Annotated in this window: 25 protein-coding genes; 14 read left to right on the forward strand and 11 right to left on the reverse strand. The window is 63.3% G+C overall.

The window, feature by feature from the left end:
- Window positions 1–26: 26 nt before the first annotated feature.
- The gene (locus V4T21_RS14950; RefSeq protein WP_332718234.1) at window positions 27–554 is read right to left on the reverse strand and encodes a carboxymuconolactone decarboxylase family protein; all 528 of its coding nucleotides are present in this window, start codon (window positions 552–554) and stop codon (window positions 27–29) included.
- Complete coding sequence (locus V4T21_RS14955) at window positions 551–970, reverse strand: OsmC family protein (RefSeq protein WP_332718236.1); 420 nt, start codon at window positions 968–970, stop codon at window positions 551–553. Before V4T21_RS14955 ends, V4T21_RS14950 begins: the two co-directional genes overlap by 4 nt.
- 333 nt (window positions 971–1,303) lie before the next feature.
- On the opposite strand from V4T21_RS14955, the gene V4T21_RS14960 reads away from it, so the two are divergent.
- The 5 genes from V4T21_RS14960 to V4T21_RS14980 are packed head-to-tail and all read left to right on the forward strand — an operon-like array spanning window position 1,304 to window position 6,125.
- Window positions 1,304–2,725 carry an ABC transporter substrate-binding protein gene (locus V4T21_RS14960; RefSeq protein WP_332718480.1) on the forward strand — a complete coding sequence of 474 codons (1,422 nt, stop codon included), beginning with the start codon at window positions 1,304–1,306 and terminating at the stop codon, window positions 2,723–2,725.
- Window positions 2,726–2,771: 46 nt separating this feature from the next.
- Window positions 2,772–3,722: an ABC transporter permease gene (locus V4T21_RS14965; RefSeq protein WP_332718239.1), complete on the forward strand. Its 951-nt coding sequence runs from the start codon at window positions 2,772–2,774 to the stop codon at window positions 3,720–3,722.
- Window positions 3,719–4,579, forward strand: coding sequence for an ABC transporter permease (locus V4T21_RS14970; protein WP_332718241.1), 861 nt, complete (start codon window positions 3,719–3,721; stop codon window positions 4,577–4,579). The genes V4T21_RS14965 and V4T21_RS14970 overlap by 4 nt, the downstream gene beginning before the upstream one ends.
- Window positions 4,576–5,385 carry an ATP-binding cassette domain-containing protein gene (locus V4T21_RS14975; RefSeq protein ID WP_332718243.1) on the forward strand — a complete coding sequence of 270 codons (810 nt, stop codon included), beginning with the start codon at window positions 4,576–4,578 and terminating at the stop codon, window positions 5,383–5,385. Before V4T21_RS14970 ends, V4T21_RS14975 begins: the two co-directional genes overlap by 4 nt.
- Window positions 5,382–6,125, forward strand: coding sequence for an ABC transporter ATP-binding protein (locus V4T21_RS14980; protein ID WP_332718246.1), 744 nt, complete (start codon window positions 5,382–5,384; stop codon window positions 6,123–6,125). Before V4T21_RS14975 ends, V4T21_RS14980 begins: the two co-directional genes overlap by 4 nt.
- A 40-nt stretch (window positions 6,126–6,165) precedes the next feature.
- Here V4T21_RS14980 and V4T21_RS14985 read toward each other — a convergent pair whose 3' ends face one another.
- A complete protein-coding gene (locus V4T21_RS14985; protein WP_332718247.1) occupies window positions 6,166–6,684 on the reverse strand; it encodes a hypothetical protein in 519 nt (172 codons plus the stop codon).
- A 298-nt stretch (window positions 6,685–6,982) separates the two neighbouring features.
- The gene (locus V4T21_RS14990; protein WP_332718249.1) at window positions 6,983–7,411 is read right to left on the reverse strand and encodes a c-type cytochrome; all 429 of its coding nucleotides are present in this window, start codon (window positions 7,409–7,411) and stop codon (window positions 6,983–6,985) included.
- A gap of 358 nt (window positions 7,412–7,769) precedes the next feature.
- Here V4T21_RS14990 and V4T21_RS14995 point away from each other — a divergent pair, with 358 nt between their 5' ends.
- The 3 genes from V4T21_RS14995 to V4T21_RS15005 all read left to right on the forward strand — a co-directional run bounded on the left by V4T21_RS14995 (window position 7,770) and on the right by V4T21_RS15005 (window position 12,009).
- On the forward strand, window positions 7,770–9,674 hold the full coding sequence (locus V4T21_RS14995) for an outer membrane protein assembly factor BamB family protein (protein ID WP_332718251.1): 1,905 nt from the start codon (window positions 7,770–7,772) through the stop codon (window positions 9,672–9,674).
- Window positions 9,675–9,847: 173 nt separating this feature from the next.
- Window positions 9,848–10,714, forward strand: a complete 867-nt coding sequence (locus V4T21_RS15000; protein WP_332718253.1) for a quinoprotein dehydrogenase-associated putative ABC transporter substrate-binding protein — start codon at window positions 9,848–9,850, stop codon at window positions 10,712–10,714.
- Complete coding sequence (locus V4T21_RS15005) at window positions 10,711–12,009, forward strand: ABC transporter substrate-binding protein (protein ID WP_332718255.1); 1,299 nt, start codon at window positions 10,711–10,713, stop codon at window positions 12,007–12,009. The genes V4T21_RS15000 and V4T21_RS15005 overlap by 4 nt, the downstream gene beginning before the upstream one ends.
- Before the next feature lie 249 nt (window positions 12,010–12,258).
- On the opposite strand, the gene V4T21_RS15010 is transcribed toward V4T21_RS15005, so the two are convergent.
- The 7 genes from V4T21_RS15010 to V4T21_RS15040 all read right to left on the reverse strand — a co-directional run bounded on the left by V4T21_RS15010 (window position 12,259) and on the right by V4T21_RS15040 (window position 19,769).
- Complete coding sequence (locus V4T21_RS15010; protein ID WP_332718257.1) at window positions 12,259–13,134, reverse strand: ABC transporter permease; 876 nt, start codon at window positions 13,132–13,134, stop codon at window positions 12,259–12,261.
- A 4-nt stretch (window positions 13,135–13,138) separates the two neighbouring features.
- On the reverse strand, window positions 13,139–13,942 hold the full coding sequence (locus V4T21_RS15015) for an ABC transporter ATP-binding protein (RefSeq protein ID WP_332718259.1): 804 nt from the start codon (window positions 13,940–13,942) through the stop codon (window positions 13,139–13,141).
- 15 nt (window positions 13,943–13,957) lie between these two features.
- Window positions 13,958–15,058 (reverse strand): hypothetical protein, encoded by a 1,101-nt coding sequence (locus V4T21_RS15020; protein WP_332718261.1) that lies wholly within the window; start codon window positions 15,056–15,058, stop codon window positions 13,958–13,960.
- The gene (locus V4T21_RS15025; RefSeq protein WP_332718263.1) at window positions 15,051–16,088 is read right to left on the reverse strand and encodes a beta-propeller fold lactonase family protein; all 1,038 of its coding nucleotides are present in this window, start codon (window positions 16,086–16,088) and stop codon (window positions 15,051–15,053) included. The genes V4T21_RS15020 and V4T21_RS15025 overlap by 8 nt, the downstream gene beginning before the upstream one ends.
- A gap of 28 nt (window positions 16,089–16,116) precedes the next feature.
- The gene (locus tag V4T21_RS15030; RefSeq protein ID WP_332718265.1) at window positions 16,117–17,451 is read right to left on the reverse strand and encodes an ABC transporter substrate-binding protein; all 1,335 of its coding nucleotides are present in this window, start codon (window positions 17,449–17,451) and stop codon (window positions 16,117–16,119) included.
- Window positions 17,452–17,568: 117 nt separating this feature from the next.
- The gene (locus tag V4T21_RS15035) at window positions 17,569–19,266 is read right to left on the reverse strand and encodes an SLC13 family permease (protein WP_332718267.1); all 1,698 of its coding nucleotides are present in this window, start codon (window positions 19,264–19,266) and stop codon (window positions 17,569–17,571) included.
- A 65-nt stretch (window positions 19,267–19,331) separates the two neighbouring features.
- A complete protein-coding gene (locus tag V4T21_RS15040) occupies window positions 19,332–19,769 on the reverse strand; it encodes an RrF2 family transcriptional regulator (protein WP_332718269.1) in 438 nt (145 codons plus the stop codon).
- Between the two features lie 277 nt (window positions 19,770–20,046).
- Here V4T21_RS15040 and V4T21_RS15045 point away from each other — a divergent pair, with 277 nt between their 5' ends.
- The 6 genes from V4T21_RS15045 to cysW all read left to right on the forward strand — a co-directional run bounded on the left by V4T21_RS15045 (window position 20,047) and on the right by cysW (window position 24,952).
- A complete protein-coding gene (locus tag V4T21_RS15045; protein ID WP_332718271.1) occupies window positions 20,047–20,199 on the forward strand; it encodes a hypothetical protein in 153 nt (50 codons plus the stop codon).
- Between the two features lie 9 nt (window positions 20,200–20,208).
- Complete coding sequence (locus V4T21_RS15050) at window positions 20,209–21,576, forward strand: FAD/NAD(P)-binding protein (RefSeq protein ID WP_332718273.1); 1,368 nt, start codon at window positions 20,209–20,211, stop codon at window positions 21,574–21,576.
- A gap of 79 nt (window positions 21,577–21,655) precedes the next feature.
- Complete coding sequence (locus tag V4T21_RS15055) at window positions 21,656–22,108, forward strand: RrF2 family transcriptional regulator (protein ID WP_332718275.1); 453 nt, start codon at window positions 21,656–21,658, stop codon at window positions 22,106–22,108.
- A 101-nt stretch (window positions 22,109–22,209) separates the two neighbouring features.
- Window positions 22,210–23,238, forward strand: a complete 1,029-nt coding sequence (locus V4T21_RS15060; protein ID WP_332718277.1) for a sulfate ABC transporter substrate-binding protein — start codon at window positions 22,210–22,212, stop codon at window positions 23,236–23,238.
- A gap of 3 nt (window positions 23,239–23,241) precedes the next feature.
- On the forward strand, window positions 23,242–24,105 hold the full coding sequence (gene cysT / locus V4T21_RS15065) for a sulfate ABC transporter permease subunit CysT (protein ID WP_332718279.1): 864 nt from the start codon (window positions 23,242–23,244) through the stop codon (window positions 24,103–24,105).
- Window positions 24,089–24,952: a sulfate ABC transporter permease subunit CysW gene (cysW, locus tag V4T21_RS15070; RefSeq protein ID WP_332718282.1), complete on the forward strand. Its 864-nt coding sequence runs from the start codon at window positions 24,089–24,091 to the stop codon at window positions 24,950–24,952. Before cysT ends, cysW begins: the two co-directional genes overlap by 17 nt.
- Window position 24,953: the final 1 nt, after the last annotated feature.

Consider the following 24,953-nt stretch of genomic DNA (forward strand, 5'->3'; position numbering starts at 1 on the left):
CGAGAGTGATCGTCGCCCTTTGCGTTTTACCCGATGAATGCGGAGAGTTCGGCGTCGGGCTCGGTTCCGACAGCGTCCATGAAGGCGTTGGTCGCCATCATGATACCCGCCAGGGCGGTGAGATCGACCAGGGTTCTCGGTGGTAGCGCCTGCAAGAGCTCTCTCCATACCGAGCTTGGGATGGCCTTAGCATCGGCGGCGAAGGCCTTGCCAAAGGCTTCGATGGTGCCGAGGTCGATTGCGATTGTCGGGGTTGCATCGGTGGAAAGACCTGCCAATCCCCGGCGCATGAAGGCCATGCCGACCGTGTTGTCCATCTGCGCGCTTATCGCGAAACAGAGCGTCAGGATGGCGCGGTCGCCGATCGCGGGGGCGAGCTCGTCGCGTAGCGCGAACCATTCGCCATAGACCCTGAGCGCCACGGGGGAGTGCAAAAGCGTGCGCTTCATGTTGGTCATGCGGCCGCGCAGGCGCATTTCCTCATCATGGGCCGCTTTCTGCTCGGGCGTGGCGTCGCTAAGATCGAGTTGGTCGATATAGGGTTTGCCGCTCATTGCCGTTCGACGTCCACGATATCGGCGCCGCGCTCGATGGTGTTGCCCACTGTGCACACGGCGTGGGATTCGGTGATGAGCCGTTGACGCTCCTCGTCGGTGAAATCGCCCTTGATGTCGAAATCGCAGGCGAATTGCGCGACCCTCGATGGCGCGCCTTCGCCCTTGGTGTGCGTCACATCGACCGAAACACTTTCCAGTCGGTCCTGCCAGCCGAATTTGCGCGCGGCGATGCGGGCGCTCAGGACGAGGCATCCGGCAAGGGCGGCGTCCATCAATTCGAGCGGGGTCATGCCCTCGTCCTTGGCCATGGCGGCCAGCGCCATGCGCGCGCCCGAATGGGCCTGAACTTCTCCCCGACCTTCTTTATCGAGATGGGCGGAAACGGTGGTGGGGCGGGTGGTGATGGTAACCATGATCTCTCGCTTCGCTCTTTTTTGCCGGGCCAAGTGCTATTCATTTAAGCAATTGCTGGGGGCAATCACAGCCCATGGGTAAAAATCGCGTGTCGATCCGGGAACAGGCCGGGCAGGAATGCCATTGCCGAATTGGTTGGAAATACGCAAAGATTGTCGTTCTCGTGCCGATGAAGCGATTGGCGCGGCGGGCTAGATATGAAGACCATTGGCGCCGGGCTTTTGGCCCGCGCTGGCAGACAAGGAGCTGGATGCATGTCTCATTTCGTTTCACATTGGCGCGTCGCGGCACTCTCGGGAGCCGCCGTGCTCGCGCTGGCGGTGGCCGCGCCCATGGCGTTCGCCCAGGATGCCAATGCCGTCATCCGCATCGGCTCGCTCTATGAGCCGCAAAACCTCGACAACACCGCCGGCGCCGGGCAGGGGGTCACCGAGGCGTTCAACGGCAATGTCTATGAGGGGCTGTTCAGGCTGGCTGATAGCGGAGAGGTCGAGGACGTTCTGGTCGAGGATTATCAGATCAGCGAAGACGGCCTCACCTATACCTTCACCCTGCGCGAGGGTGTCACCTTCCATTCGGGCGATCCGCTGACCGCAGCCGACGTCAAATATTCGATCGAGCGCGTGACAGCGCCGGAATCGCAAAGCTCGCGCCGCAACTCGCTTGCGACGATCGAAAGCATCGAAGCGCCCGACGATCTGACGGTCGTCATCACGCTCAGCGAGCGCTCGATCTCGCTGCCCTACAATCTGAGCTATGTCTGGATCGTCAACGACGCGGCGACCGAATTGACCTCGTCCGCCGACGGCACCGGGCCCTACCAGCTAGAGGATTGGCGGCGCGGCACCTCGCTGACGCTGACGCCCTATGCCGACTATTGGGGTGAAGCCCCGAGCAATGGCGGCGTGGTCTTTACCTATTTCACCGAGGCGACCGCCCAGAACAACGCGCTTCTGACCGGTGCCATCGACATCATTCCCTCGGTGCAGAGCCCCGATTCCCTGGCACTGTTCGACGGCAATCCCGAGTTTACCGTCACCGAAGGGGCTTCCACCACCAAGGAATTGCTGGCCTATAACGACCGTGTCGAGCCGTTCGACAACGTCCAGGTACGCAAGGCGCTGGCGCGGGCCATCGACAAGGAACGCCTGCTGGCCTCGATCTGGGGCGAATACGGCACGCTGATCGGCTCGTTCGTGCCGCCCACCGACCCTTGGTATGTCGATCTGACCGATGTCGATCCCTACGATCCCGAAAGCGCCCGCCAGCTTCTCGCAGAGGCCGGTTATGGCGAGGGGTTCAGCTTCACGCTCGATACGCCCAATTACGATCCGCATCCGCTGGTGGCCCAGTTCGTCCAGAACGCGCTGGCGGAAATCGGGGTGACCGTCGATATCAACATCATCACCGCCAATGAGTGGTACACCAAGATCTATCAGGCCCAGGATTTCGAGGCGACGCTGCAAGAGCACGTCAATCACCGCGATATCGTCTTTTACGGCAATCCCGATTTCTACTGGGGCTATGATAATCCCGAGGTGATCGAGCTGATCGCGTCGGCCGAGGCGAGCGAAACTGTCGATCAGCAGGTCGAAAGACTGACCGAAGCCAACCGGTTGATCGCCGAGGACGCGGCCAGCAACTGGCTTTATCTCTATCCGCAGATCGTGGTATCGAGCGCCAGTGTCAGCGGGTATCCGGTCAACGGGCTGAATTCGCAGTTCTTTGCCTACGACATCGAAAAGAGCCAATAGTCTCTAGCTGACCGGCGGAAAGGAGCGCGACATTCTCGTCTATCTTTTGCGCCGGTCGCTGATCCTTTTGATTTCGCTGGTGATCGCTGCCGCAGTGCTGTTCATCTTGCTGCGGCTCTTGCCGGGCGATCCGGCGAGCGCCTTGATTTCGGTCGGGGCCGATCCCGAGCAGATCGCCGCTGCCCGCCGTCAGGTGGGCTCGGACCTGCCGTTGTTCGAGCAATTCGTCCACTTTGTTTCTAGCCTCGCGCGGTTCGATCTGGGGACATCCTTTGTCAGCCGCACCTCGGTCGCCGCCGAGATCGCAGCCCGTCTGGCCGTCACCGTGCCCTTGACGCTGATGGCCTTCGCGCTTGCCGTGGTGATCGCCGTGCCGCTTGGGATCGTGGCGGCGGTGAGGGCCGACAAATGGTATGGCGCCGCGATTTCGGTGGTGTCCCAGCTCGGCATTGCCATTCCGGTGTTCTGGGTGGGCATCCTGCTGGTGGCGGTTTTTGCCGTCAATTTCCGGATATTTCCCTCTGGCGGTTTTCCCTCGACCGGATGGTCCGATCCGGCAGCGACTCTGCGCGCGCTGGCGCTGCCTACGTTTACGATCGCCATCGTCATGTCGGCCTCGCTGCTGCGCTATGTCCGCTCCGCCACTCAGGACGTTCTCGACAGCGACTATCTGCGCACGGCCCGCGCGCTGGGGTCTGGCTTTGCCGAGGCGCTGGTGAGACACGGGCTGCGCAACGGCGCGGTGCCGGTGGTTTCGATCCTGGGGATCGAATTGGCGACGACGTTTCTCGGCGCCGTGGTGGTGGAGCGGGTATTCACCCTGCCAGGGCTCGGTTCGATGCTTTTGCTTGGTGTTGAACAGCGTGATTACCCCAATGTTCAGGGCGTGTTGCTGATTTCGACGCTCATCGTGCTTCTCGTCGGGTTCGTTGCCGATATCGTCCAGCGACTGATCGACCCAAGGCTGCGTCGCTCGAAAAGAGGAGCGGGCCAATGAGCGTCCTGGGAATGGAGGGCCGAACCGGCGCGCGCAGTCGGTCGCGCCTGCCCCTGACGCTGATCGTCGGGCTGGTTCTGGTCGGCATCCATGTGGCCCTGGCGCTTTTGACGCTGTTCTGGACGCCCTATGGGCCCAATGACATGGCGGGCATGCGGCTCGAGGGGCCATCGCTGGCCCATTGGGCGGGCACCGATCGGCTGGGGCGGGATTTGTTCACCCACATCATGATCGGGTCGCGCATCGCCATTCAGGTGGGGGCGGGGGCCGTGGCGATCGGCGCGGCCATCGGGGTGACGCTGGGCATCCTCGCTGCCTTCGCGACCCGGACGCTCGACGACGCGCTGGCGGCGGCGCTCGATATCCTGATCGCGTTTCCCACTTTGCTGCTCGCCATGCTGGTGGTGGCGGCGAGCGACGGGGCCAGCCTTGGAGCGGCGATCGTAGCGCTGGGGATCGCCATTTCGGCCATCGTCGCCCGGCTCACCCGCATTCTCGCCAAGCGGGTATTGGAGATGGATTACATCACGGCGGCCCGAACGTCGGGCACGTCCTGGCTGGCGATCGTCTTCATCCATCTCCTGCCCAACATCTGGCCTACGCTGCTGGTCAATTTCGCGCTGCAGTTCGGGCTGGCGGTGATCGCCGAAGCTTCGCTCTCCTATCTCGGCCTCGGCGCGCCGCCGCCGAATGCGTCCTGGGGGCGGCTGCTCCAGGAGGCGCAGGGCACTGTTTACACCGCGCCCTTCGGGGCGGTCGCGCCCGGCATCGCGCTGGTCATCCTCGTCATCGGCATGAACCTTCTCGCCGACGGACTGCGCGATTTCGCCGATCCGACGCGGAGGCGCAATCCATGAACCCCGTTCTCCAGATCGATGGCCTCACCATCTCGGCGGGCGATCAAAAGCTCGTTTCCGATCTCGACCTCGCGATAGAGGCCGGCGAACGCTGGGGGGTGATCGGGGAATCGGGTTCGGGCAAATCGCTCACCGCGCTGGCCAGCATCGGGCTTCTGCCCGCAGGGCTGTCCCAGAGCGGTTCGGTGATGCTCGACGGCCAGCCGCTTCACGAGCTTTCCGAGCGCGACCGGACCCGGTTGCGAGGACAGGCGGCTTCGGTGGTCTTTCAGGAACCCCTGACCGCTCTCGACCCGCTCATGCGCCTGGGCAGGCAGACCGCCGAACCGGTGGTTCGCCGGCTGCGGCGCGAGGGAAAGACAGCGGACCGGAAGGCAGTGGACGCTGAAGTGATGAGCCTTTTCGAACGCGTGGCGCTCCCCGAGCCTGCGCGTATCGCCCGGTCCTACCCGTTCGAAATCTCCGGCGGCCAGCGCCAGCGCGTGGCGATCGCCATGGCGCTGGCCTGCCGGCCCAAGCTTTTGATCGCCGACGAGCCCACGACAGCGCTCGACGTGACGACGCAAGCCGAGGTGCTGGCCCTTCTCAAGGAATTGGTGACCGACATGTCCATGGCGCTGCTGTTCATCAGCCACGACCTCGCCGTGGTCAATTCCATTGCCGAACGGATCGTCGTCATGCGCCAGGGCGTCATCGTCGAGCGCGGCGAGGCTGGCGCTGTTCTGGCCGCGCCGCAGCACGATTACACCCAATCGCTCGTCGCGGCCGCCGCGGCCTTCGAAGACGCACTGGCGGGGCAATCATGAACCTGCTCGCCCTCGATAACGTCAATTTCGGCTACGAGAAAACCCAGCAAGTGCTGCATGACGTATCCTTTTCCGTCCGCAAGGGCATCAATGTCGGTCTGGTGGGCGAATCGGGGTCAGGGAAATCGACCATCCTCCGGCTGTTGTTGGGGCTCGGTGCCGCCGACTCGGGCTCAATCACCTTTTCGGGCGAACCGCTCGACCCGCGCGACCGAAATTTCATGCGCCGCTATCGCAAATCGGTGCAGCCAGTGTTTCAGGACCCCTATTCGTCCCTCGATCCGCGACAGCGCATCGACAGGATCATCGCCGAACCCTTGCGGTCGCTGAGGATCGAAGGCGATCGCGGCGCGGCAATCGCCGCCGCGCTGGAGGCCGTGGGCCTGCCGCCCGACGCCGCGCAACGCTATCCGCATGCGTTTTCCGGCGGACAGCGCCAGCGAATCGCCATCGCACGGGCAATCGTTTCGGGGCCGCAGGTGCTTTTGGCCGACGAGGCAGTGAGCGCGCTCGATCTTTCGACCCGCGTGCGCATCGTCGATCTGCTCAAGACCCTCTCGGCTTCGCTGACCGTGCTGCTGGTTTCGCACGACCTCGGCGTGGTCGCTGCCCTTTGCGAGGAGATCGTCATCCTCGAAAAGGGCAGGGTGATCGAAGCGGGCCGGACGCGCGACGTGCTCGCCAATCCCCGCCATCCCTATACGCAAAAATTGCTCTCCAGCGTGCCGAGGTTGCGCTGAGCAAGGCCGGCGCCGCTCGCGGCGTCGACCCGACGCATGGCTATTGCGGAGCGGCAGCGCCCTCGGCCGGAGCTTCGCTATCAGATTGGGCATCCGATTCGGTGTCATCGACAAAGATCGTCAGCGCCCCATCGCCCTGGACCCAGAGCGCGGCAACGTCCTCGGCGGTATATCCCTGGGCCTCGAGGGCCGCAGAAATATGGGTGTTGGCTTCGATAGCGGCCCGAATGTCGGACATGTCGCCGGTTTCATCGGTAACGCCGGTCGTATATTCATCGGCGTTCTGGGCGGCCGTTTCATCGTCGAGCGATGACAGCGGCACGATTTCGATTTCCGTATCGGCCGTAACCGCCTCGAGGTCGGCGTCGGCCATGCCTTGCAGCGCCGCGTTCAGATCATCATAGGTGAATGCGCCGGTTTCGGTGTCGCCGGCATCGGCGTTTGCGTCTTCGGCGCTGGTTTCATTTTCCGGCGTCGCGCCGGCATCCTGCGCCTGCGCCGCAAACGGCAGGGAAAGGGCAAGGATTGAGCTGAGTGCAAGACCAGAGAGCCTATTCATCGGATGTCCTCCGTTGGGGTTCGGGTTCGTCCCACGTGGAGGTCAAACGCGCGCCTTGTCGGCTGGTTGCAGTCGGAGGCGACGCCAACCCATGCCCGGCACAACCGCCCAAAGGACGGCCATCGGCTCTGCTGCAAGAAAGACAAATGAGTAAAAAATGCGTCGCGGGGATATTGCGCTGAACGCAAAAACAACAAGGAGCGCCCTACAGGCGCTCCTCAAATTATCATTCAAATGACGGGGAAGGTCGGCGCAAGGCGACCATCCCCCCGTTCGCAACAGGACCCTTTGAGGGCCTTTATTCGGCGTCCTCGGCGGGATCGGCCGGCGGAACGCTGCGGCGCATTTCGACCGAGCGCGGCAGGATGATGCCGTAATCGTTCTCCCAGGAATTCCGGATATAGGTCGAAACCGCTGCGATCTGCTGGTCGGAAAGCGACGAGTCGAAGGCGGGCATGCCGTGGTCCATGGCCCCGAACAGGATCTGGTAGATCACTGCCGACCGGCTCTGGACGACGCTGCTGCCAACCAGGGCCGGACCGCCGCCGCCTTGACCTTCCGCGCCGTGACATGCGGCACAATAGTTTCCGTAAACCGTCGCACCTTCTTCCATGAGCAGGTTGAGCGACGCTTCATCATTGGCCAACTCCTGCGCCACGGCGGAACCCGCCGACAGCAGGCCCGCCGCAACGAGCGTGGCCAATCCGATTCCAAACTGCTTTTTCAATTCACTCCTCCTTGGGGTAGTCCAGGCAAGCTCTCGAAAGCTCGTCGCACTAAGTTGATGAAGACTGTCAACAAATCGATTCGCTATCGATGGTTAGCGCGCCGTTTACTTTCAGAAACTCGTTCCTACCGTCCTAATCTTAATCGGATGCTTCCGCAACTGTCATTTTGATGCTTCTCGTACTTGAATGTGGGGCGCGGTTCTGCAAGATTGGGTCCGGAGGCAATTTCCCCCTCACGTCCTCACGCAATCTCCCGACAGAGACTATCGGATGCGTGAGAAGGGTTGCCGCTGCGATACCGTTGGGAGGACTATAATGGTTATCCGTAAGTTAGGATGGCTGAGGACATATCTGTCCTTGGCATCGATTGTCGTCTTGGGGGCCGCATCTGCGGTTGCCAACGAGGACGTAATGGCGCTGTCGGCCGATCCGGCCAACAACGTGATGCCCAATATCAACTATTCGGGCCAGAACTACAGCGAACTCGATCAGATCAATCTCGACAACGTCGACGATCTCGCCGTCGAGTGGACCTTCCAGCTCGGTGTTTCGGACGAAGCGCAGGCGCCCCCGTTGGTGGTCGGCGATACGATGTATGTCATCACGCCCAAGCCCAACCGCGTCTATGCGCTCGACCTTAACGAGCAGGGCGCCATCAAGTGGGAATTCCGCGCCGACGCCGATAACCTCGATCAGGTTATCCCGGTTGCCTGCTGTGGTGCCCAGACCCGCGGCATGAACTATGCCGAAGGCAAGATCTTCTTCCAGTCGCTGGGCGGCCACGTCTATGCGCTGGATGCCGAAAGCGGCGATCTGATCTGGGATGTCCAGGTCACCGATATCGACAACGCCGAAACCATGGTCGGCAACGGGCTGATCGTCGACAACCTCTACATCACCGGCATGGCCGGCGGTGAATATGGCGTTCGCGGCTATGTTGCCGCTCACGACATCGAAACCGGCGAAGAAGCCTGGCGTTTCTATTCGATGGGCCCCAACGAAGAAGTCGGCATCACCGATCGCTTCCAGCCCTTCTATGATTTCGACAAGATCGAGAACCCGGCCGAAGCGTCCTGGTTCGAAGACAGCTGGCAGCAGGGCGGCGGTTCGACCTGGGGTTACTTTACCTATGACCCCGACCTGAACCTCTTCTACTACGCCACCGGCAACTGCGGCCCGTGGAACGCCGACTATCGTCGTCCGTGGGGCGAGGTCGATTTCGACGAGAACGGCGTGCTTCAGTCCTATCGCTCCAACTATTGCGCTTCGATGATGGCTCGCGACGCCACGACGGGCGAACTTGTCTGGGCCTACAATCTGACCCCCCAGGATCAGTGGGACCTTGACGAGCCCAACGTGCCGGTGCTTGCCGATATCGAAATCAATGGCGAAGAACGCAAGACGATCATTCGCGCTGCCCGTAACGGCTATTTCTATGTCTGGGATCGCGAGACTGGCGAGGTCATCAACGACCCCTGGCCGTTCGTTTACCAGAACATCTTCTCGGGCTACGATGCAGAACAGGGCAGCGTTGGGTACAACATCGAAGCGATGCTGTTCACCGATGCGGAAGATCGTATGCGCTACACCGAAGCGGGTGCGCTGACCGACGAACAGATCGCGATGAACGAAGAGGAAGCCGAGCTTTACGGCGAGGCCGACGGACCCACGGGTACTGAAGCGGTGATCTGCCCGACCATCGCCGCCCGTAACTGGGAAAACGATGCCTATTCGCCCCAGACTGGCCTGCTCTACACTTCGGTTCAGTTCGGTTGCCGCCAGATGCGCGTCACCGAAGGCGAGTACAGCTATCCGGCGACCGAGACCTATACGCTGTATCAGTGGGCGGGTGAAAAGTTCTGGCTCGACCGCGAAGGCAATGAGACCGACGTCAAGAACCAGCTCCAGGCCAACGACCCGGTGACCGGCGAGACGGTCTGGTCGGTTGACTACATCCAGCCGACCCAGGACCCGATCCTGGCCACGGCGGGCGGCCTGCTGCTGCTCGGTGGTGACGACAAGGGCGTCTTCCGGGCCATCAACGCCGAAAACGGTGAAACCGTCTGGGAATTCCGCACGGGCCTCCAGTCCTCGGCCTCCCCGGTGAGCTTCACCGGTCCTGATGGCGACCAGCGCATCGCGTTCGTGGCTTCGGCCCGTGCCGGTGGCGTGCTCGAAGTTGCCGCCGACGCCGATCCCGATGCTGTCAACCGCTATCAGCGCGAAGGCAGCACGCTCTACGTCTTCAAACTCAACGATTAAGTCGTGACGGGCATGAGCCCGGTTGTTTGAAGCCCAAGACCTCGCCCGGCGCGCCACCGCTCGCCGGGCGATTTTGTAGGATTTGGCCCAAACAGGGATAAAATGACGGCCGCATCCGGCCGCGCCGGCTTTGAGCCCTTCCTCTTGCCACTGAAAGAAGTCCGAGAAGCGTCATGAACACTTTAACCCAGCGCCCCGCGCGCAGCCCCGTCGGCCAGGCGGTCGCCGCCCTGGGCCTCGCTGCATTCCTCTTCGCCGGACAGGGGGCTGCGGCGCCCGCCGCGGCAGCTTGGGAAATGCGCGTCTGCGCCGACCCCGATTACCTGCCGCAGTCCAATCGGGACGGCGAAGGCTATGAAAACAAGATCGTCGAAATCCTTGCCGACGAATTGGGCGCCGAGCTCACCTATCAATGGTGGACTCTGGCCCCCAGCATGGTCACCGAGCAACTCCGCGAGGGCAATTGCGACATGATGATCGGCGTTCCCGACGGCGGCGACGGCGTCATCGCGACCATTGCCTATTACCGCAGCCCCTATGCTTTCGTTTATCGCGAGGACGAGGATTACGATATCGCCACGTTCGACGATGAAATCCTGACCCAGCTTCAGCTCGGCACCACCTCGGAAGGGACCAGTTCTCACCTTGCCCTGGCCCGGCGCGGCATGCTTGACAGGATTACCGTCAGTTCCGAATTCGCCGGCACCAACACCGGCGCCCGCTTCGCCGGACTCATCGACGCGGTTGCCGCGGGCGATATCGATGTCGCGGTGCCCTGGGGCCCCGTTGCAGGATATTACGCGGCGCGGCAGGACCCGCCGCTCAAGGTGGTGCCGGTCCCCGAATTCGATATCCCGTTCACCCCTATGTATCATTCCATCGTTATCGCCCTGCGTCTGGGTGACGAGGAATACCGGGACCTTCTCGATGGCGCCATCGCCCGGCGCTGGGACGACATCTACGCCGTGCTGGCCGAGTATAACGTTCCCACGCTCCCTCTGCCTCGTCCTTCGCTTTCCATCCGGGAGCCGCAACAATGACCACGATCAACCGGCGCAATTTCCTGGCCGGCGCCACCGCGCTCGCCACGGCGGGCCTTGCCGCGCCAGCCCTTGCCCAGACCAATGTTCCCCCCGCCATCCGCGTCGGCACGGTCTTTCCGGCCAAAACCGGCACGTCCTTCATCCAGGCGTCGATCAACGACTTCATCGGCAATGCCGCCCGTTTCGGCGCGCTGCTCGCCGACACCCAGCTCGGAACGGCGGTGAGCGCAGAGGGCTCGCGCCTCGATATATTGCTCTCCACCTCGCCCACGGTCGACGCGGCGATAAGGGCCGGCGAGCGCCTGGTTGAAACGGGCGATATCTGCGCGCTGGTCGGTGGCGTGGGCGAAGGGCAGGCCGAAGTCCTCGCCGAAATCGCGGCCCGGGCGCAGGTTCCGTTCTTCAATATCGGGGAAACCTCGGACGCGTTCCGGCGGGATGCGGCCAGCCCGTATCTCTTCCATGTCGAAGCCAGCGACGCCATGTATCTCGACGCCATGGGGCTACTGGCCGCCGAGCAGGGTTACGCCAATTGGGCCGTCATTTCCGACACCGACTCTCGCGGCGCGGCCCTGGCTGCTCGCGTGGAACGTGCCGCCGAAAAGGCGGGGTGCACGATTGCCGGAACGATCATGGTGCCGCCGGGCCTGCCGGTCTATTTCGCCGAGATCGACGAACTTGCAGCGATCGAAGCGGACGTGATCTTCGTTCTCGTCGATTATCAGGACCAGTTCCCGCTCATGGTGCAGATGGAAGAGGCCGGCATGACCACGCCGGTCCTGGCCTTCCCCCACACCATCACCCAGACGCGCGATTTCATCGCTGCCTCCCGCAGCCGCCTGCCCGTTCTCAACCCGCGTCACCGGGTGGCGCTTTGGGACACCACCAACACCGAGCCCGGTGCCGAGGAGTTCAACCTGCAGGTGCGGGCGCGTTACGCCGAACCGGCCGATCCCACGGCCTGGGCTGCCTACCACGCCATCAAGATCGTCGCCGATACGGTGCTGGCCACCGGCTCGACCGAGGCCGATGCGATGATCGCGCATCTGGAAAGCCCACAAACCACCTTCGATGTGGCCAAGGGGCCCGGCGTATCCTTCCGGCCCTGGGACCATCAGCTCCGCCAGCCGCTGGCCGTGCTCGAAGTCGACGATGAAATCGTCTGGCGCCATCTCCAGCTCGCGAGCCGCATCGACGTCGCGCGCTATACGGGCAGCCTGCCTGCGGGCGAGCCGGGTGAGGATGTTGCGCAATGGCTCGATACGCTGGGCGACGGGCCGGACGAGGCTTGAGGTAGCGGCGAGGAGATCTCGAGCGCTGTAGCCCCTCACCCCAGCCCTCTCCCCTGAGGGGAGAGGGAGAAATTGGGGCCGCGTCTTGAGCCAGGTTCCTCGTCGTTGTCGGGTGTGGAAAGGCATTGTGGGTCCTCGGGTCGAGCCCGAGGACGGCGAGGGGCTGCTGCTGGATTCCGGGAATAGATCCCGCAATGACAGGGGATGGGAGCGGCGCCCCGCGGTTTCCTTTGTTTAGGCCCGCCGTCTCTACCGACGCCTGCGGAGCATGCGTTTGACCGACCATGCGGCCCAGACGGTCATTATCGGCGCCAGGCCGAAGGTGACGGTCAGGTCGGCCCAGAGCGGCAATTGCTCGAAATCGAGGAGGACGAAGCGAAGGAGGTCGAGCTGGTAGCTCACTGGGTTGATATAGACCAGAACCTGAATCCACACCGGCAATTGCACCAGCCAGCCGCCGCCGATGGCGAAGATGCCGAGTTGGCGCAACTCGTCACGCAGATGGGCGGGAATATCGAGAAAACCCACGCCGCCGATCACCCCGCGCAGCGGGAAGATCGAGCCAGAGAGGAAATAGAGCGGCTGGATGATGCCGTTCGAGATCGACCCGAAGCCCTCGAACGTCTTGAGGCGTGAGGCGATGACGATGCCGCCGGCGGTGATCGACATGCCCATGAAGAACATGATGACGAGGGCCGAAGCGAGCCCCTGCGGGGTGACGCGCATGTCGAGGAAGGGGATGAACAGCAGCGGGATCGCGCCCTGGATAACCGCGATGGTCGCGCCGCCCAGGACCTTGCCTAGAGTCACCGAAAGCATCGGGGCAGGAGAAACGATAACGCTGCGCAGCAGCCCCACCTCCCTGTCCCAAACCAGCGATACCGCGCATTGGAGTGAGCTGAACAGGATATTGAGCGTTACGACGCCGGGCAGGATATATTGGGCATAGGAATAGCCCTCGATCTCGCGCAGGGCCGCGCCCAGCCCGAAGCCGAGAATGACCAGCCAGAGAATGGTTCGCGAAATGCCGCCGAAAATCTGCGAGCGATCGCGCAAATAGCGCAGCATCTCGCGCCGCCACATGATGGCGATGACATCGAAATCCAGACCCAGTATTTTCGCCATGGAGTTACCGCGTGTGCTCGCCGCCGCGCTTGGCGAAATCGACCAGAAGGTCGCGTCCCGTGGCGCTCTCGTCGAACAATTGTTTGCCCGTGAGGGCGATGAAAACGTCTTCCAGCGTCGCATCGGGGCCGCCCCCATGCGCGTTGATCAGGTCCCGGGGCGCATCCACGGCCACCATCCGGCCCTGATCGATGATCCCGACCCTGTCGCACATTTCCGCTTCCGCCAGATTGTGCGTGGTCATCAGCACGGTCATGCCCCGCTCGCGCAGACTGGCGATCCGCTCCCAAAGGTGCCGGCGGCCTTGCGGGTCGAGCCCGATAGTGGGTTCGTCCAGCAGCAGGATGCGCGGGGCATGCATCAGCGCTCGCGCCAGTTCGAGCCGCCGCTTCATGCCGCCGGAAAAACTGCGCACCGGCTTGCGCCCGGCATTGGTGAGCGAAGCCCATTCGATGGCCCGCTCGACCGCCGAGGCGCGTTCCCCGCGCGGCAGGGAATAAAGAACTGCGTGAATTTGGAGGTTTTCCGCCGCCGTCAGCCGGTCGTCGAGCGCCGGGTCCTGAAACACCACGCCCAGCATCCGCCGCACTTGCGCGGTTTCGGAAACCGCGTCATGGCCCATGATGGATATGCTGCCCGCGCTCGGATGGGTCACGGTCATGAGCATGTTGAGCAGCGTCGTCTTGCCGGCGCCATTGGGGCCGAGAAGGGCGAAGAACTCGCCCTCCTCAATGGTCAGGGAAAGCTGATCGACGGCATTGTGGTCGCCATAGCGGTACTGAGCACCCTTGATTTCAATGGCCGCCACTTATGCTTGCTCCGATCAGCCGCCGAACGCGCCCTGGATGTTGGTCAGCGCGGTCTGCAGCTCGCCGCAGGCTTCGGCGCCCGAGAGGGTGACGTCGTCATCGTCGTCATCATCGTCCGCCGGGGCACCGGCCTCGTCATCGTCGTCGTCATCGCCGGCGCCGATCAATATGCCGAACATGTCGGAAGCGGTCTCTTCGTCCTCGGGGACAAAGAGGCTCGCAACGCCCGCCAACTCGCCGTCATAGAGGTCGTAGAGCGCGTAGAACGTTTCGCGCGCCACGGCTTCATCCTCGTCATAGACGGTGCACGCCTCGCCGGCGAGGGTCACCAGATGCCCGGAAAGCCGCGCCGCGTCACGTCCCGGATAGAGATTGGCATCAACGACCGTTTCGATGATCCCGCCCAGACGCTGAGCCGGGGCTTCGGCTTCTTCCGGATTCCAGCCGGCGACCGATTCCGGCGGCTCGGCCTGGGGATAGAGCGCGTCGAGCGCTTCGATCATCTCCGCGACGTCTCCAGCCTGCTGCTCGGAAGCATCGGCCTCGATCTCACCCCAGAGCGCCTTGACGCGCTGCAGGGAAACCCAGCCATTGGGATATTCCCAGGGCTCGTTGCCTTCGGCCGCTTCTTCATAACCCTCGGCCACGCCTTCCTCGGCAAGCAGAAGCTGGATCATGATGCCGCCCGTAAAGGCAGGTGTGCCGCGCAGATCCTGGGGGATCACGACGTCATAGGCCTGGGCCAGAAGCGCGCGCGCTTCTTCTACCGCAGCGGACGTATCCTCGCCCTCTTCGGCGGCTTCGGCCACCGCCTGGAGTGCAGCGCGCAGGTTTTGCGCCAGCTCCGCATCGGCGGCGGCCAGCGTGCCTTCGAACCGCTCCAGGGCGCCACCGGTGACGCCTTCGATGGTTTCGACCAGTTCGTCGTCATAGGGGGCGTCGAAAGTGGACGCGAGATCGAGCCGCAGCCCGATCGATTCGAGCCCATAGGCCTGGCTCAGCGCGATGGTGTTGTCGAAGAACGGATCGCCCAAATACTGGGCGAAGCCGGCGGACGGCAACATGGCGACGGACAGTGCGATGGCACTGATGGAAAGGTAAAAGCGCTTAGTCATTGGACGGCACCAGCCCGATTTCGACCGAGTGAGCACCGCGGCCCACCGGGATGTTGTTGATGACGGAGAGGCTTTCGGTATCGATCACCGAGACGCTGTCGGAGAGCCCGTTGGCGGTGAAGACCCGGCTGCCATCGGGGGTGATGGCGATGCCCCAGGGACGGCGGCCCATCTGCTCGCTGATGGTTTCGACCACTTCATTGGTCGCCGTGTCGATCACATAGACCGAGCTCGTGCCGCCGCCGGCGACATAGAGCCGGCTGCCATCGGGCGCGACGGCGATTTCGACGGGGCGGGAATCGAGCCCCAGATCGATGGTGGCGACCACCGTATGGTTTTCGGTTTCGATCACCGAAATCGTCCCGCCGATTTCGGCGGTGACATAGGCGAAGGCCCCGTCGTTGGAGAATTCGACGACGCGCGGACGGTTGCCCACCATCACGTGCTTTACGGCTTCCATGGCCTGGGTATCGATCACCGTCACCGTGTGGGTCGCTTCCGCAGTCACATAGACCCAGCGCCCGTCGGGGCTGACGGCGACGCCTTCGGCTTCGATGCCCACGCGGAATTCGCCCAGCTTCTCGCCGGTTTCCGCGTCATAGCCCGCGCCCAGCGCCAGCGCTTCGAGCGAAGCCCATACCTGGGTCCCGTCCGGGCTCACCGCGAGACGTTCGGGATTGCCGCCGGCGTTGATCTCGTTGACGATCTCGTTGGTGCCGACATCGACAATGGCGATAGCGTCTTCCGGCGTCTGGCGTTCGGGATAGAAATCGCTCACCGAAATGTAGATTTTCGACCCGTCGGGGCTCACCGCCATGCCGCGCGGACGGACTTCGCCGGCCCGGTCGGAAATTACTATGGTTTCGACGACCTCTTCGCTTGCCGAATCGATAACCGACACGTCGGCGCTGAATTCGTTGGCGACATAGACCCTGTATGTCTCTTCCTGGGCCATGCCCACGGCCGGCAGGGCAACGCCGGCAATGCCGGCCAGCGCCACTGCGCGCAACATACGCGTTATCGAATGCATAAGGGACCTCCTCATTGTTGTAACGTCCTTAGAACTGGCAGCGGCTTTGCGCTTCCAGATCGCCCAATTGATCCAGCCGCTCGACCGGATCGGTGCCGGGCATGTAGATGGCGGGCAATTCGCCCACCAATTGTCCCACCAGCCGGGGTTCGGTGGCATCGGGGTCGATATCGACGAGATAGAGCGGCTGGCGCATCTGATGGTCCCAGGGCCGGAACGACGTGCCGATCCCCTTCCAGACGTCGAACACCGAATTGGGGGCGGTCAAATGCGCGAAAACGCTTTCCGCCTCGGTCGAGCTGGTGAACATCGCGGCCTCGAAGAACGCCTTGACCGCTTGATAGGTGGCCCAGGCGGCCTGTTCCATCGGCTCGTTCCAGCGCTGCATGTAGCGCGCGTTGAGTTCGCGTGCGCCATAGGCGTCCAGCGTCGGCTCCCACGCCGTGGCGCGCATGCCCGAGCCCAGATTGGGCGCCGCTTCGCTTGACTGGATGAAGAATTCGCGCGTTTGCGCGGCCGGATCGGGAAAGCCGGTGGCCATCAGGTCCAGCCCGGCGTCTTCGAGCGCGGCGAGGGCGCTCAACTGATCCTGCGGCGGCACCAGCAGGACGACGAGATCGGCGCCCGAGTTCTGGATGGCGGCGACGGTATCGGCGTCGAGCGCGCCGCCCGATGTCATCGTCGCCGTGCCTGTTTCGCGCGCTCCGAAATGGCGCTCGCCCAGCCCCCAGAGCAGCCTTTCGTGCTGGGCCTGGGCCTGGTCGGTGTCGCCGACGACAGTGAACCAGTTGCGGAAGCCTGCGCGCACATACCAGCCGGCCAGCGCGTCCAGATACATTGCCGCGCTGGGCGACATATGGAAGGTCGAGGCGTTGCACATCTCGTTGCGCAAGGCATCGTCGGAAGAAAGCAGGTTGATGAAGGGAACGCCGCGTTCGCCGGCCCATTCGCTGAGCAGCCGGGCTTCCTCATCGTTAAAGCCGCCCGCCAGCGCGAAGACCTGATCGGTGTCCAGCAGCTCTTCGGCCGCCGCCACGACGTCCTGGCCCTGCGCTTCGTGCTGGACGACGGCGAAATCGAACCCGAACATGCTGGCGTTGAAGGCAAATTCCTCCTCGGCCATGATCGCGCCCTGTTCGGCCGAGCGGGCCACGGGCGCCATCAATGCATCCACATCGGCGACCGGTGGCCGGATGACACCGATATGGACCGGGCCTTCAAGCTCCTGGGCCGTCACGGCCTGGGGCGCCACGACCAGCATCAAACCCAGCGCCAGCGCGCCCCATGATCGGGCGTGACGGTTCGGGGCGGGGGTATCGGAAGCCGGTCCTGCCATCGCGCAGGATTGAGACAGCGCATGCATGATCGTTCTCGATGTCGACCGCAGGCGAGGTGGCCCGCTGCGACGTCCTCCATTTTTAGGTCCTCACTGTCTTGGTACGAAACAAGGTGGTCAATTGCAACCGCAATCGGCCCATTTTCAATTGAAGAACAAGGGAATGAGGATCACCGACAGAAGCGCCGAAATGACGACCAGCGGCCAGCCAAGCCGGGCGTAGTCGATGAACCGGTAGCCGGCTATGCCCATCACCAGCGTGTTGTTGTGATGGCCGATGGGCGTGAGGAAATCGAGCGATGCGCCCACCGTTATGGCGATGATGATCGGGGTTGCCGGCAATCCGTACTGATCGGCCAGCGCCACCCCAATGGGGGCCAGCGCCACCACGGTGGTAGGGTTGTTAACGAAGGGGGTGAGGACGATCGCAAACCCCAGCATGATCGCAACGATTGCCAAAAGATCGGCGCCGGGCAAAAGACCTGCGGCCATTTCGGCCAGCGCTCCGGCTGCTCCTGTGGTGGCGACGGCGTTGCCCAGCGGGATCATCGCGCCGAGGAGAACGATGATCGGCCAGTTGAGGCCTTCGAGGCCCCTGCGCAGCGAGAGGTGGCCGCTGACCGCCAGTGCGAGGACCACCGCGCCGAACGCTATGGAGGGATCGATGGCGAACAGTGCCGCCGCGCCCACCCCCAGGCCGAAGATTGCAATTGGGAACAGGCTCGATCTTGCCTTCCGGACCGCCGGCGCGAGCTGGAGCAGCCCGCCTTCGGCGCATTCGCGCGCGATGATTTCGGGATCGCCTTCGAGGACCACGATATCGCCTACCGACAGACGGACATCGGCCAACCGGCCTTCGATCCGCCGGGGCGTTATCCCCGCCGCGATGACGGTTGCGTCCGCGTCGGCGAAGGCCACGAGGTCTTCGACCGCAGAACCCACATAGATGCTTTCGGGCAGAACCACCGCTTCCATGCGCGCGGTATCCGCAGGTTCGCCAAAGGCGCCGAGCGCGGAAAGGGCGTCGCGCGGACCCTCGACGACAAGCGTGTCGCCGACAAGGATTTCCCTGTCATCGCGGCCGAAGACGAAATTGCCGGCACGGACCTGATTGTGGATGACGATATTGTGTCGGTCCGCGGCCTCGCGTGCCGATAGGCCCGCCATCGGTGATTTCGGGATGACCGTCAACTCGGTGACGTAATTGCGGCCGTGGGGGATGCCGGACCCTTCGGTGTTGGTGCGGTCGCCGCGAGGGGTCGCCAGCCAGAGATAGGCCAGCCCGGCAAGCGTCAGCGGCACGCCCACCAGGCTGAGTTCGAAAAAGCCCAGCGGTTCCGCCCGCACCTCACCGACCGCGACGGCGCCCAGAAGGTTGGATGGCGTACCCACCACCGAGCACAGGCCACCCAGAAGGGTTGCGAACGAGAGCGGCATCAGCATTTTTTCGAGCGGCACGCCCTGCCGCTCGCAGAGCGAGATCGCCAGCGGCACCATGAGCGCCAGGGCCCCGATATTGTTCATGAAGACCGAAAGTAGCGCCCCCATGGCGCAGAGGCCAACGACCAATTGCCTGTCGTCGACGAGAACGCCCGAGAGCCGCGCCGCGGCGGTATCGAGGAGCGACGAGCGCTTGAGCACATCGACGATCAGCAGGATTTCGATGACGGTGATGACGACCGGGCTCGAAAAGCCGGAAAAGATCGTTTCGATGGGCACCAGCCCAAGCAGGGTGCCGATCGCAAGCCCGCCCAGCGCAACAAGTTCGAGCCGCCTGACGGTGGCGAAGGCAACCATCATGCCCGCCAAAAGCACGAAAATGGCGACCTGTTCGAAACCCATGCGCACTCCCGGCTGGCCCAGCGGATCATGAAAACCGCATTTGGCCGGGCTGCGCAACCGCTGTTTCAGGAGACGGGCGGCGCCTCGCGAGGGATGGCGATGGCATCGGCAATTGTCGTTTGGTCGAGCACCTGCCGCGTCTGCATGGCGACTTTCGCAAACACCCGCCGCGTTTCGCAGCGCGTCTCGTCGGCGCAATCGGCGCATTTGCGATAGGCGGTGATCGAAAGGCAGGGGAGCGGCGCGATCGGGCCGTCGATCATGCGGATGATTTCGCCATAGGAAATCTTTTCGGCCGGCTTGAGCAGCACATAACCGCCGCCCTTGCCCCGGCGGCTGTCGAGAATGCCCTTGTTCTTGAGATCGAGCAGGATCTGCTCGAGAAACTTCTTGGGGATGCGCTGGTCCTGGGCGATCTCGCCGATAACGAGAGGCTTTCCCTGCGGCGCGCGGGCCAGCGCGAAAAGCGCGCGCAGGGCATATTTGGCTTTTCGTGAAATCATCTATCCCAGCGGAACGCGTCCCCTCTCTCCCCGGCAATTCGCCGGAGTGCCCCCATCTCTTGCCAGATTATACTAGACTAACTAGATAGAGTATAGCAGGATCGGGATGGGCAGGCGACACCGAGCCGCCCACCGGACCGATTGCGAGAGGATGCGCAATGACCCAGGTATATCGAAAAAGCCGCTGAAGCGGCGGGGCTTTCCAACCAAGAACAATGATTTTGCCCGCAGCTTCATGCGGACGGCAACGCTTGTGTTTTCGACAGGGAGAACAGCCATGATTCGACGATGTCTGGCCAATTTTCGCCAGTTCCTGTTTATCGCCGCCTTTGCGGCTTCGCTTGCAACACTGCTGGCGGTGACCATCTCCCCCGCATCGACCGAGGCCCCGGCGCGGACCGTTTCCGCCAGCCTCTCGGCCGGGCAGTAGGAGGGAGCGATGACCGTCCAGTCACTCCATCAGATTTCCATCGTCATCGTCGGGGGCGGGGCGAGCGGGGTTTTGCTCGCGGCCCATCTGCTCTCCGATCCGGCGGCCCATGTGCGGGTAACGCTGATCGAGAAATCGGACCGGGTGGGCCATGGCATGGCCTATTCCACCGAAAACCCCGATCATGTGCTCAACGTCCCGGCCAAGGGCATGAGCGCCTTTCCCGACGATCCGGATCATTTCTTCCGCTGGCTTCACGCCCTCGACCCTTCGGTCACGCCCGATACCTTCCCGCCCCGAGCGCGCTACGGCCATTACCTCTCCCAGCTTCTGGCCGGGCTCGATGAGGGCGCCGACCGCCAGCGGCTCTATATCGTAAACGCCCGCTGCGAGGCGATCGAGGAAACAGCGCGCGGCGTCGAGGTCAGGCTGGACGACGGCAGTTCGCTCGTCGCCCACGCCGCCGTTCTCGCTGTAGGGCACGAAGAGCGGCAGGTGCGCGGGCACGATCTGGCGGTGAGGGCCGGCAGCCAGGCCGACACCCCCATCGATCCTTACGCGCGGGTGCTGGTTCTGGGCTCTGGCCTGAGCATGGTCGATGCCTGGCTGACGCTTGCCGGGCGGCATCATAAAGGCCCCATTCTCGTGGTGTCCCGCCACGGTCGGCTGCCGCGCGAACACGCGCCCTCCACCCCCATTGCTCTCGATGAAGCCGATATTGCCTTCGGCACCTCGATGTCGGCTTTCGTGCGCTGGTTCCGTCGCCTCGTTCGCGATGCCGTCGCGGCGGGCGGGGACTGGCGCGATGCCGTGGATGGGCTGCGGCCCTTCACCCAGAAGATCTGGCAGAGCTGGTCGGTGGCCACGCGCCGGCGGTTCCTGACCCATGTGCGCCCGCTCTGGAACATCCACCGCCATCGCCTGCCGCCCGATCTCTTCGCCCGCCTCCGGGCGGCCGCCGAGAGCAGCCAGTTGACGCTGATCGCCGGCGAATATCTGGGCGTCGAGCGCGAACCCGAGGGCAAGGACGTGGTTGCCACCATCAGGCGGCGCGGACTGACCGAGACCGAGGAGTTGCAGGTTGCCCGCGTCTATGATTGCGGTGGCGTTTCGGTCAATATCTTCCAGAGCTCCAATCCGCTGATCCAGCGCCTCGTCGCCTCGGGGCGGGTTCGGCCCGATCCGCTGAGGATCGGACTGGAGGTTACCTCTGATTGCGCCGTTGTCGATGCTGAGGGCCATGCCAGCCGCAGGATATTCGCTGTCGGCCCGCTGACGCGCAGCCAGTTCTTCGAAATCGAGTCCGTGCCCGAAATCCGCGTGCAGGCAGCCGAACTGGCTCGCCGGCTCGTCCGGCACGTTCCTGCGAGACTATGACGCGCAGGCTGAGGGACCGGGACGTTGTTCCTCCCGCCCGATCGCTGTATGGGTGCGGCCGTTCCCGATTGGCCGCACCATGATTTCGCAGAAAGCCCGCTACGCCTTCCGTGCCCTCATCGCCCTGGCGCGCCGTGGCGAGGGCGAAGCCATCCAGATCGGCGAAATCTCGCGCAGCGAAGGAATCCCGCAGAAATTTCTCGAACAGATTCTGCTCGATCTCAAGCGGGCCGGGCTCGTCATGAGCCGGCGCGGCAAGGATGGCGGCTATATGCTGATCAAGCCGGCCGGTGAAATATTTTTCGGAGAGGTGCTGCGGCTGGTTGACGGTCCTATCGCGCCACTGCCCTGCTTGAGCAAAATCGCCTACCGAAGGTGCGTTGATTGTAAAAGCGAAACAAATTGCGAAGTGCGCAAGGTGTTCGCCCGGGTCGCAGATGCCACCAGAATGGTGCTGGATAACACCTCCATCGCCGATGCGATAAACGGAAATATTGAAGATATTACAATCGATTACAAGAAAATGGCGTAACCGCTTCCACCGCGCGGAAGCCTTCGCCGACCCCCTCCTGGCGCTCAGTTGACAATCTCTACCTACTAGATAGGGTTTTGGTTGTCGATCAAACCAGGAGGGTGACGACAATGAACCTCAAACGCACTTTGGCGCTGACGGCTCTGGCCGGATCGCTACTGCTGGTGGGAGGCGTGACCGCGCACGCCCAGCAGACCCTCATCAACGTTTCCTACGACCCCACCCGCGAGCTTTACCGCGAGTATAACGAGGCCTTTTCGGCCTGGTGGCAGGAGCAGGGCAACGAGCCCGTCACTATCCAGGTGACCCATGGCGGCTCGGGTTCTCAAGCCCGCACGGTTATCGACGGGCTCGACGCCGACGTGGTGACCCTGGCGCTGGAAGCCGATATCAACGCCATCGCCGAACAGTCCGGCAAGATTGCCCCCGACTGGCGCGGCACGCTGGACAACAACAACGCCCCCTACACCTCGACAATCGTTTTCCTTGTCCGCAAGGGCAATCCCAAGAACCTCACCGATTGGGGCGATTTGGTCGCCGATGACGTCGAGGTGATCACCCCCAATCCCAAGACCTCGGGCGGCGCCCGCTGGAACCTGCTGGCTGCATGGGCCTGGGCCGACCGCGAATTTGAAGGCGATGAGGAGCAGATTCGCCAGTTCGTGGGCGACCTCTACCGCAACGTTCCCGTGCTCGACAGCGGCGCGCGCGGTTCGACCACCACCTTCGTCCAGCGCGGCATCGGCGACGTTCTGCTCGCTTGGGAAAACGAGGCCTTCCTCGCCATCGAAGAGCTGGGACCCGACGCCTTCGATATCGTGGTGCCCTCGATCTCGATCCTGGCCGAACCTCCGGTCGCCATCGTCGACGAGGTCGTGGATGCCAAGGGCACGCGCGAGCTGGCCACGGCCTATCTGCAATATCTTTATTCCGACGTCGGCCAGACGCTGGCGGCACAGAACTATTATCGCCCGTCCAATCCCGACCTCGTGACCGACCCGACCCTGCTCGAGCGGTTCCCCGAAGTCGAGCTGGCCAGCATCGACGATTTCGGCGGCTGGGCCGAAGTGCAGCCGGAGTTTTTCGGAGATGGCGGCATCTTCGACCAGATCTACCAGCCGGCGCAGTAGCCTATGAGCGCCATCACCTCCCTTAGGGGCCGGTGGCGATGGAAACATCCGAGCGTCATCCCGGGTTTCGGGCTGACGCTCGGATTCACCATCGTGTATCTGAGCCTCATCGTGCTCATCCCCCTGGCCGGCGTCGGCTGGCGCTCCGCCGCGCTCGGCTGGGATGAGTTCTGGCGCATCGCCACCGACGCCCGCGTCGTAGGCGCCCTGCGCACCAGCTTCTGGACCGCTGGGATCGCCGCCCTCGTCAATGCCGTCTTCGGCGTTCTCGTCGCCTGGGTCCTCGTGCGCTATGATTTCCCCGGCCGCCGCATCGTGGATGCGGCCGTCGATCTGCCCTTCGCCCTGCCCACCGCCGTGGCCGGCATCGCGCTCACCGCGCTTTATGCCCCCAATGGTTGGATCGGGCAGCTCTTCGCCCCCTTGGGCTTCCGCATCGCCTATACCCCGATCGGCATCGTCATCGCGCTGATCTTCATCGGCCTGCCTTTTGTGGTGCGCACAGTGCAGCCGGTGCTCGAGGATTTCGACTCCGAGGTCGAGGAGGCGGCGGCAACCCTGGGCGCAAGCCGCTTCCAGACCATTTTCAGGATCATCCTGCCCGCGCTTTTTCCCGCCATCCTCACCGGGTTCGCGCTGGCCTTCGGGCGGGCGGTGGGCGAATACGGCTCGGTGATCTTCATCGCCGGCAATATCCCCTACGTCTCGGAGATCGCGCCGCTGCTGATCGTCATGCGGCTCGAAGAGTTCAACTATCCGGCCGCCACCGCCATTGGCGCGGTGATGCTGATCTTTGCCTTCATCGTGCTGTTCGCCATCAACCTCATCCAGGCCTGGAGCCGCAGGAGGTATGGCCATGGCGCGTGATCACGGTTTTCGAAGCCCCAAGACGGAGTCTCGCGCCGTCAAATGGTCGGCCATCGCCATTGCCGGCCTGTTCCTGGCGCTGGTTCTCTTCATCCCGCTGGCGGCGGTTTTCATCGAAGCCTTCCGGCTCGGTTGGGGCGCGGCGTGGGAGGCCATCGTCCAGCCCGACGCCCTGGCGGCCATCCGCCTGACGCTGCTGGTTGCCGCCATCGCCGTTCCGCTCAACCTCGTCTTCGGTGTGGCCGCCGCATGGGCCATCGCCAAATATGAGTTCAAGGGCAAGGCGTTCCTTACCACCCTGATCGATCTGCCCTTTTCGGTCTCCCCGGTGATCGCGGGTCTGGTCTATGTGCTGCTGTTCGGCTCGGGCAGCTTTTTGGGCCCGATCTTCAATTCGGCGGGGTTGCAGATCCTCTTTGCGGTCCCCGGCGTGGTCCTTGCCACGATCTTCGTCACCTTCCCCTTCGTCGCCCGCGAGCTGATCCCGCTCATGGAGGACCAGGGGACGGGCGATGAGGAAGCGGCGCTGTCTTTGGGCGCCAATGGCTGGCAGACCTTCTGGCGCGTAACGCTCCCCAATATCAAAAGGGGCCTGCTCTATGGCGTGCTGCTCTGCAACGCCCGCGCCATGGGTGAGTTCGGCGCCGTTTCGGTCGTTTCGGGCCGCCTGCGCGGCGAAACGGTAACGATGCCGCTTCACATCGAAATCCTCTATAACGAATACAATTTCGCCGCCGCGTTTGCAGTGGCGGGACTTCTGGCGCTGCTTGCGCTGGTGACCCTGGTTCTCAAGGCCCTGCTTGAGCGTGTATATGGTCGCGACCATGCGACCGGCGTCCGTTACTGAT

Source organism: Pelagibacterium mangrovi (assembly GCF_036662815.1).
In the GTDB taxonomy this organism is placed as follows: Bacteria; Pseudomonadota; Alphaproteobacteria; order Rhizobiales; family Devosiaceae; genus Pelagibacterium; species Pelagibacterium mangrovi.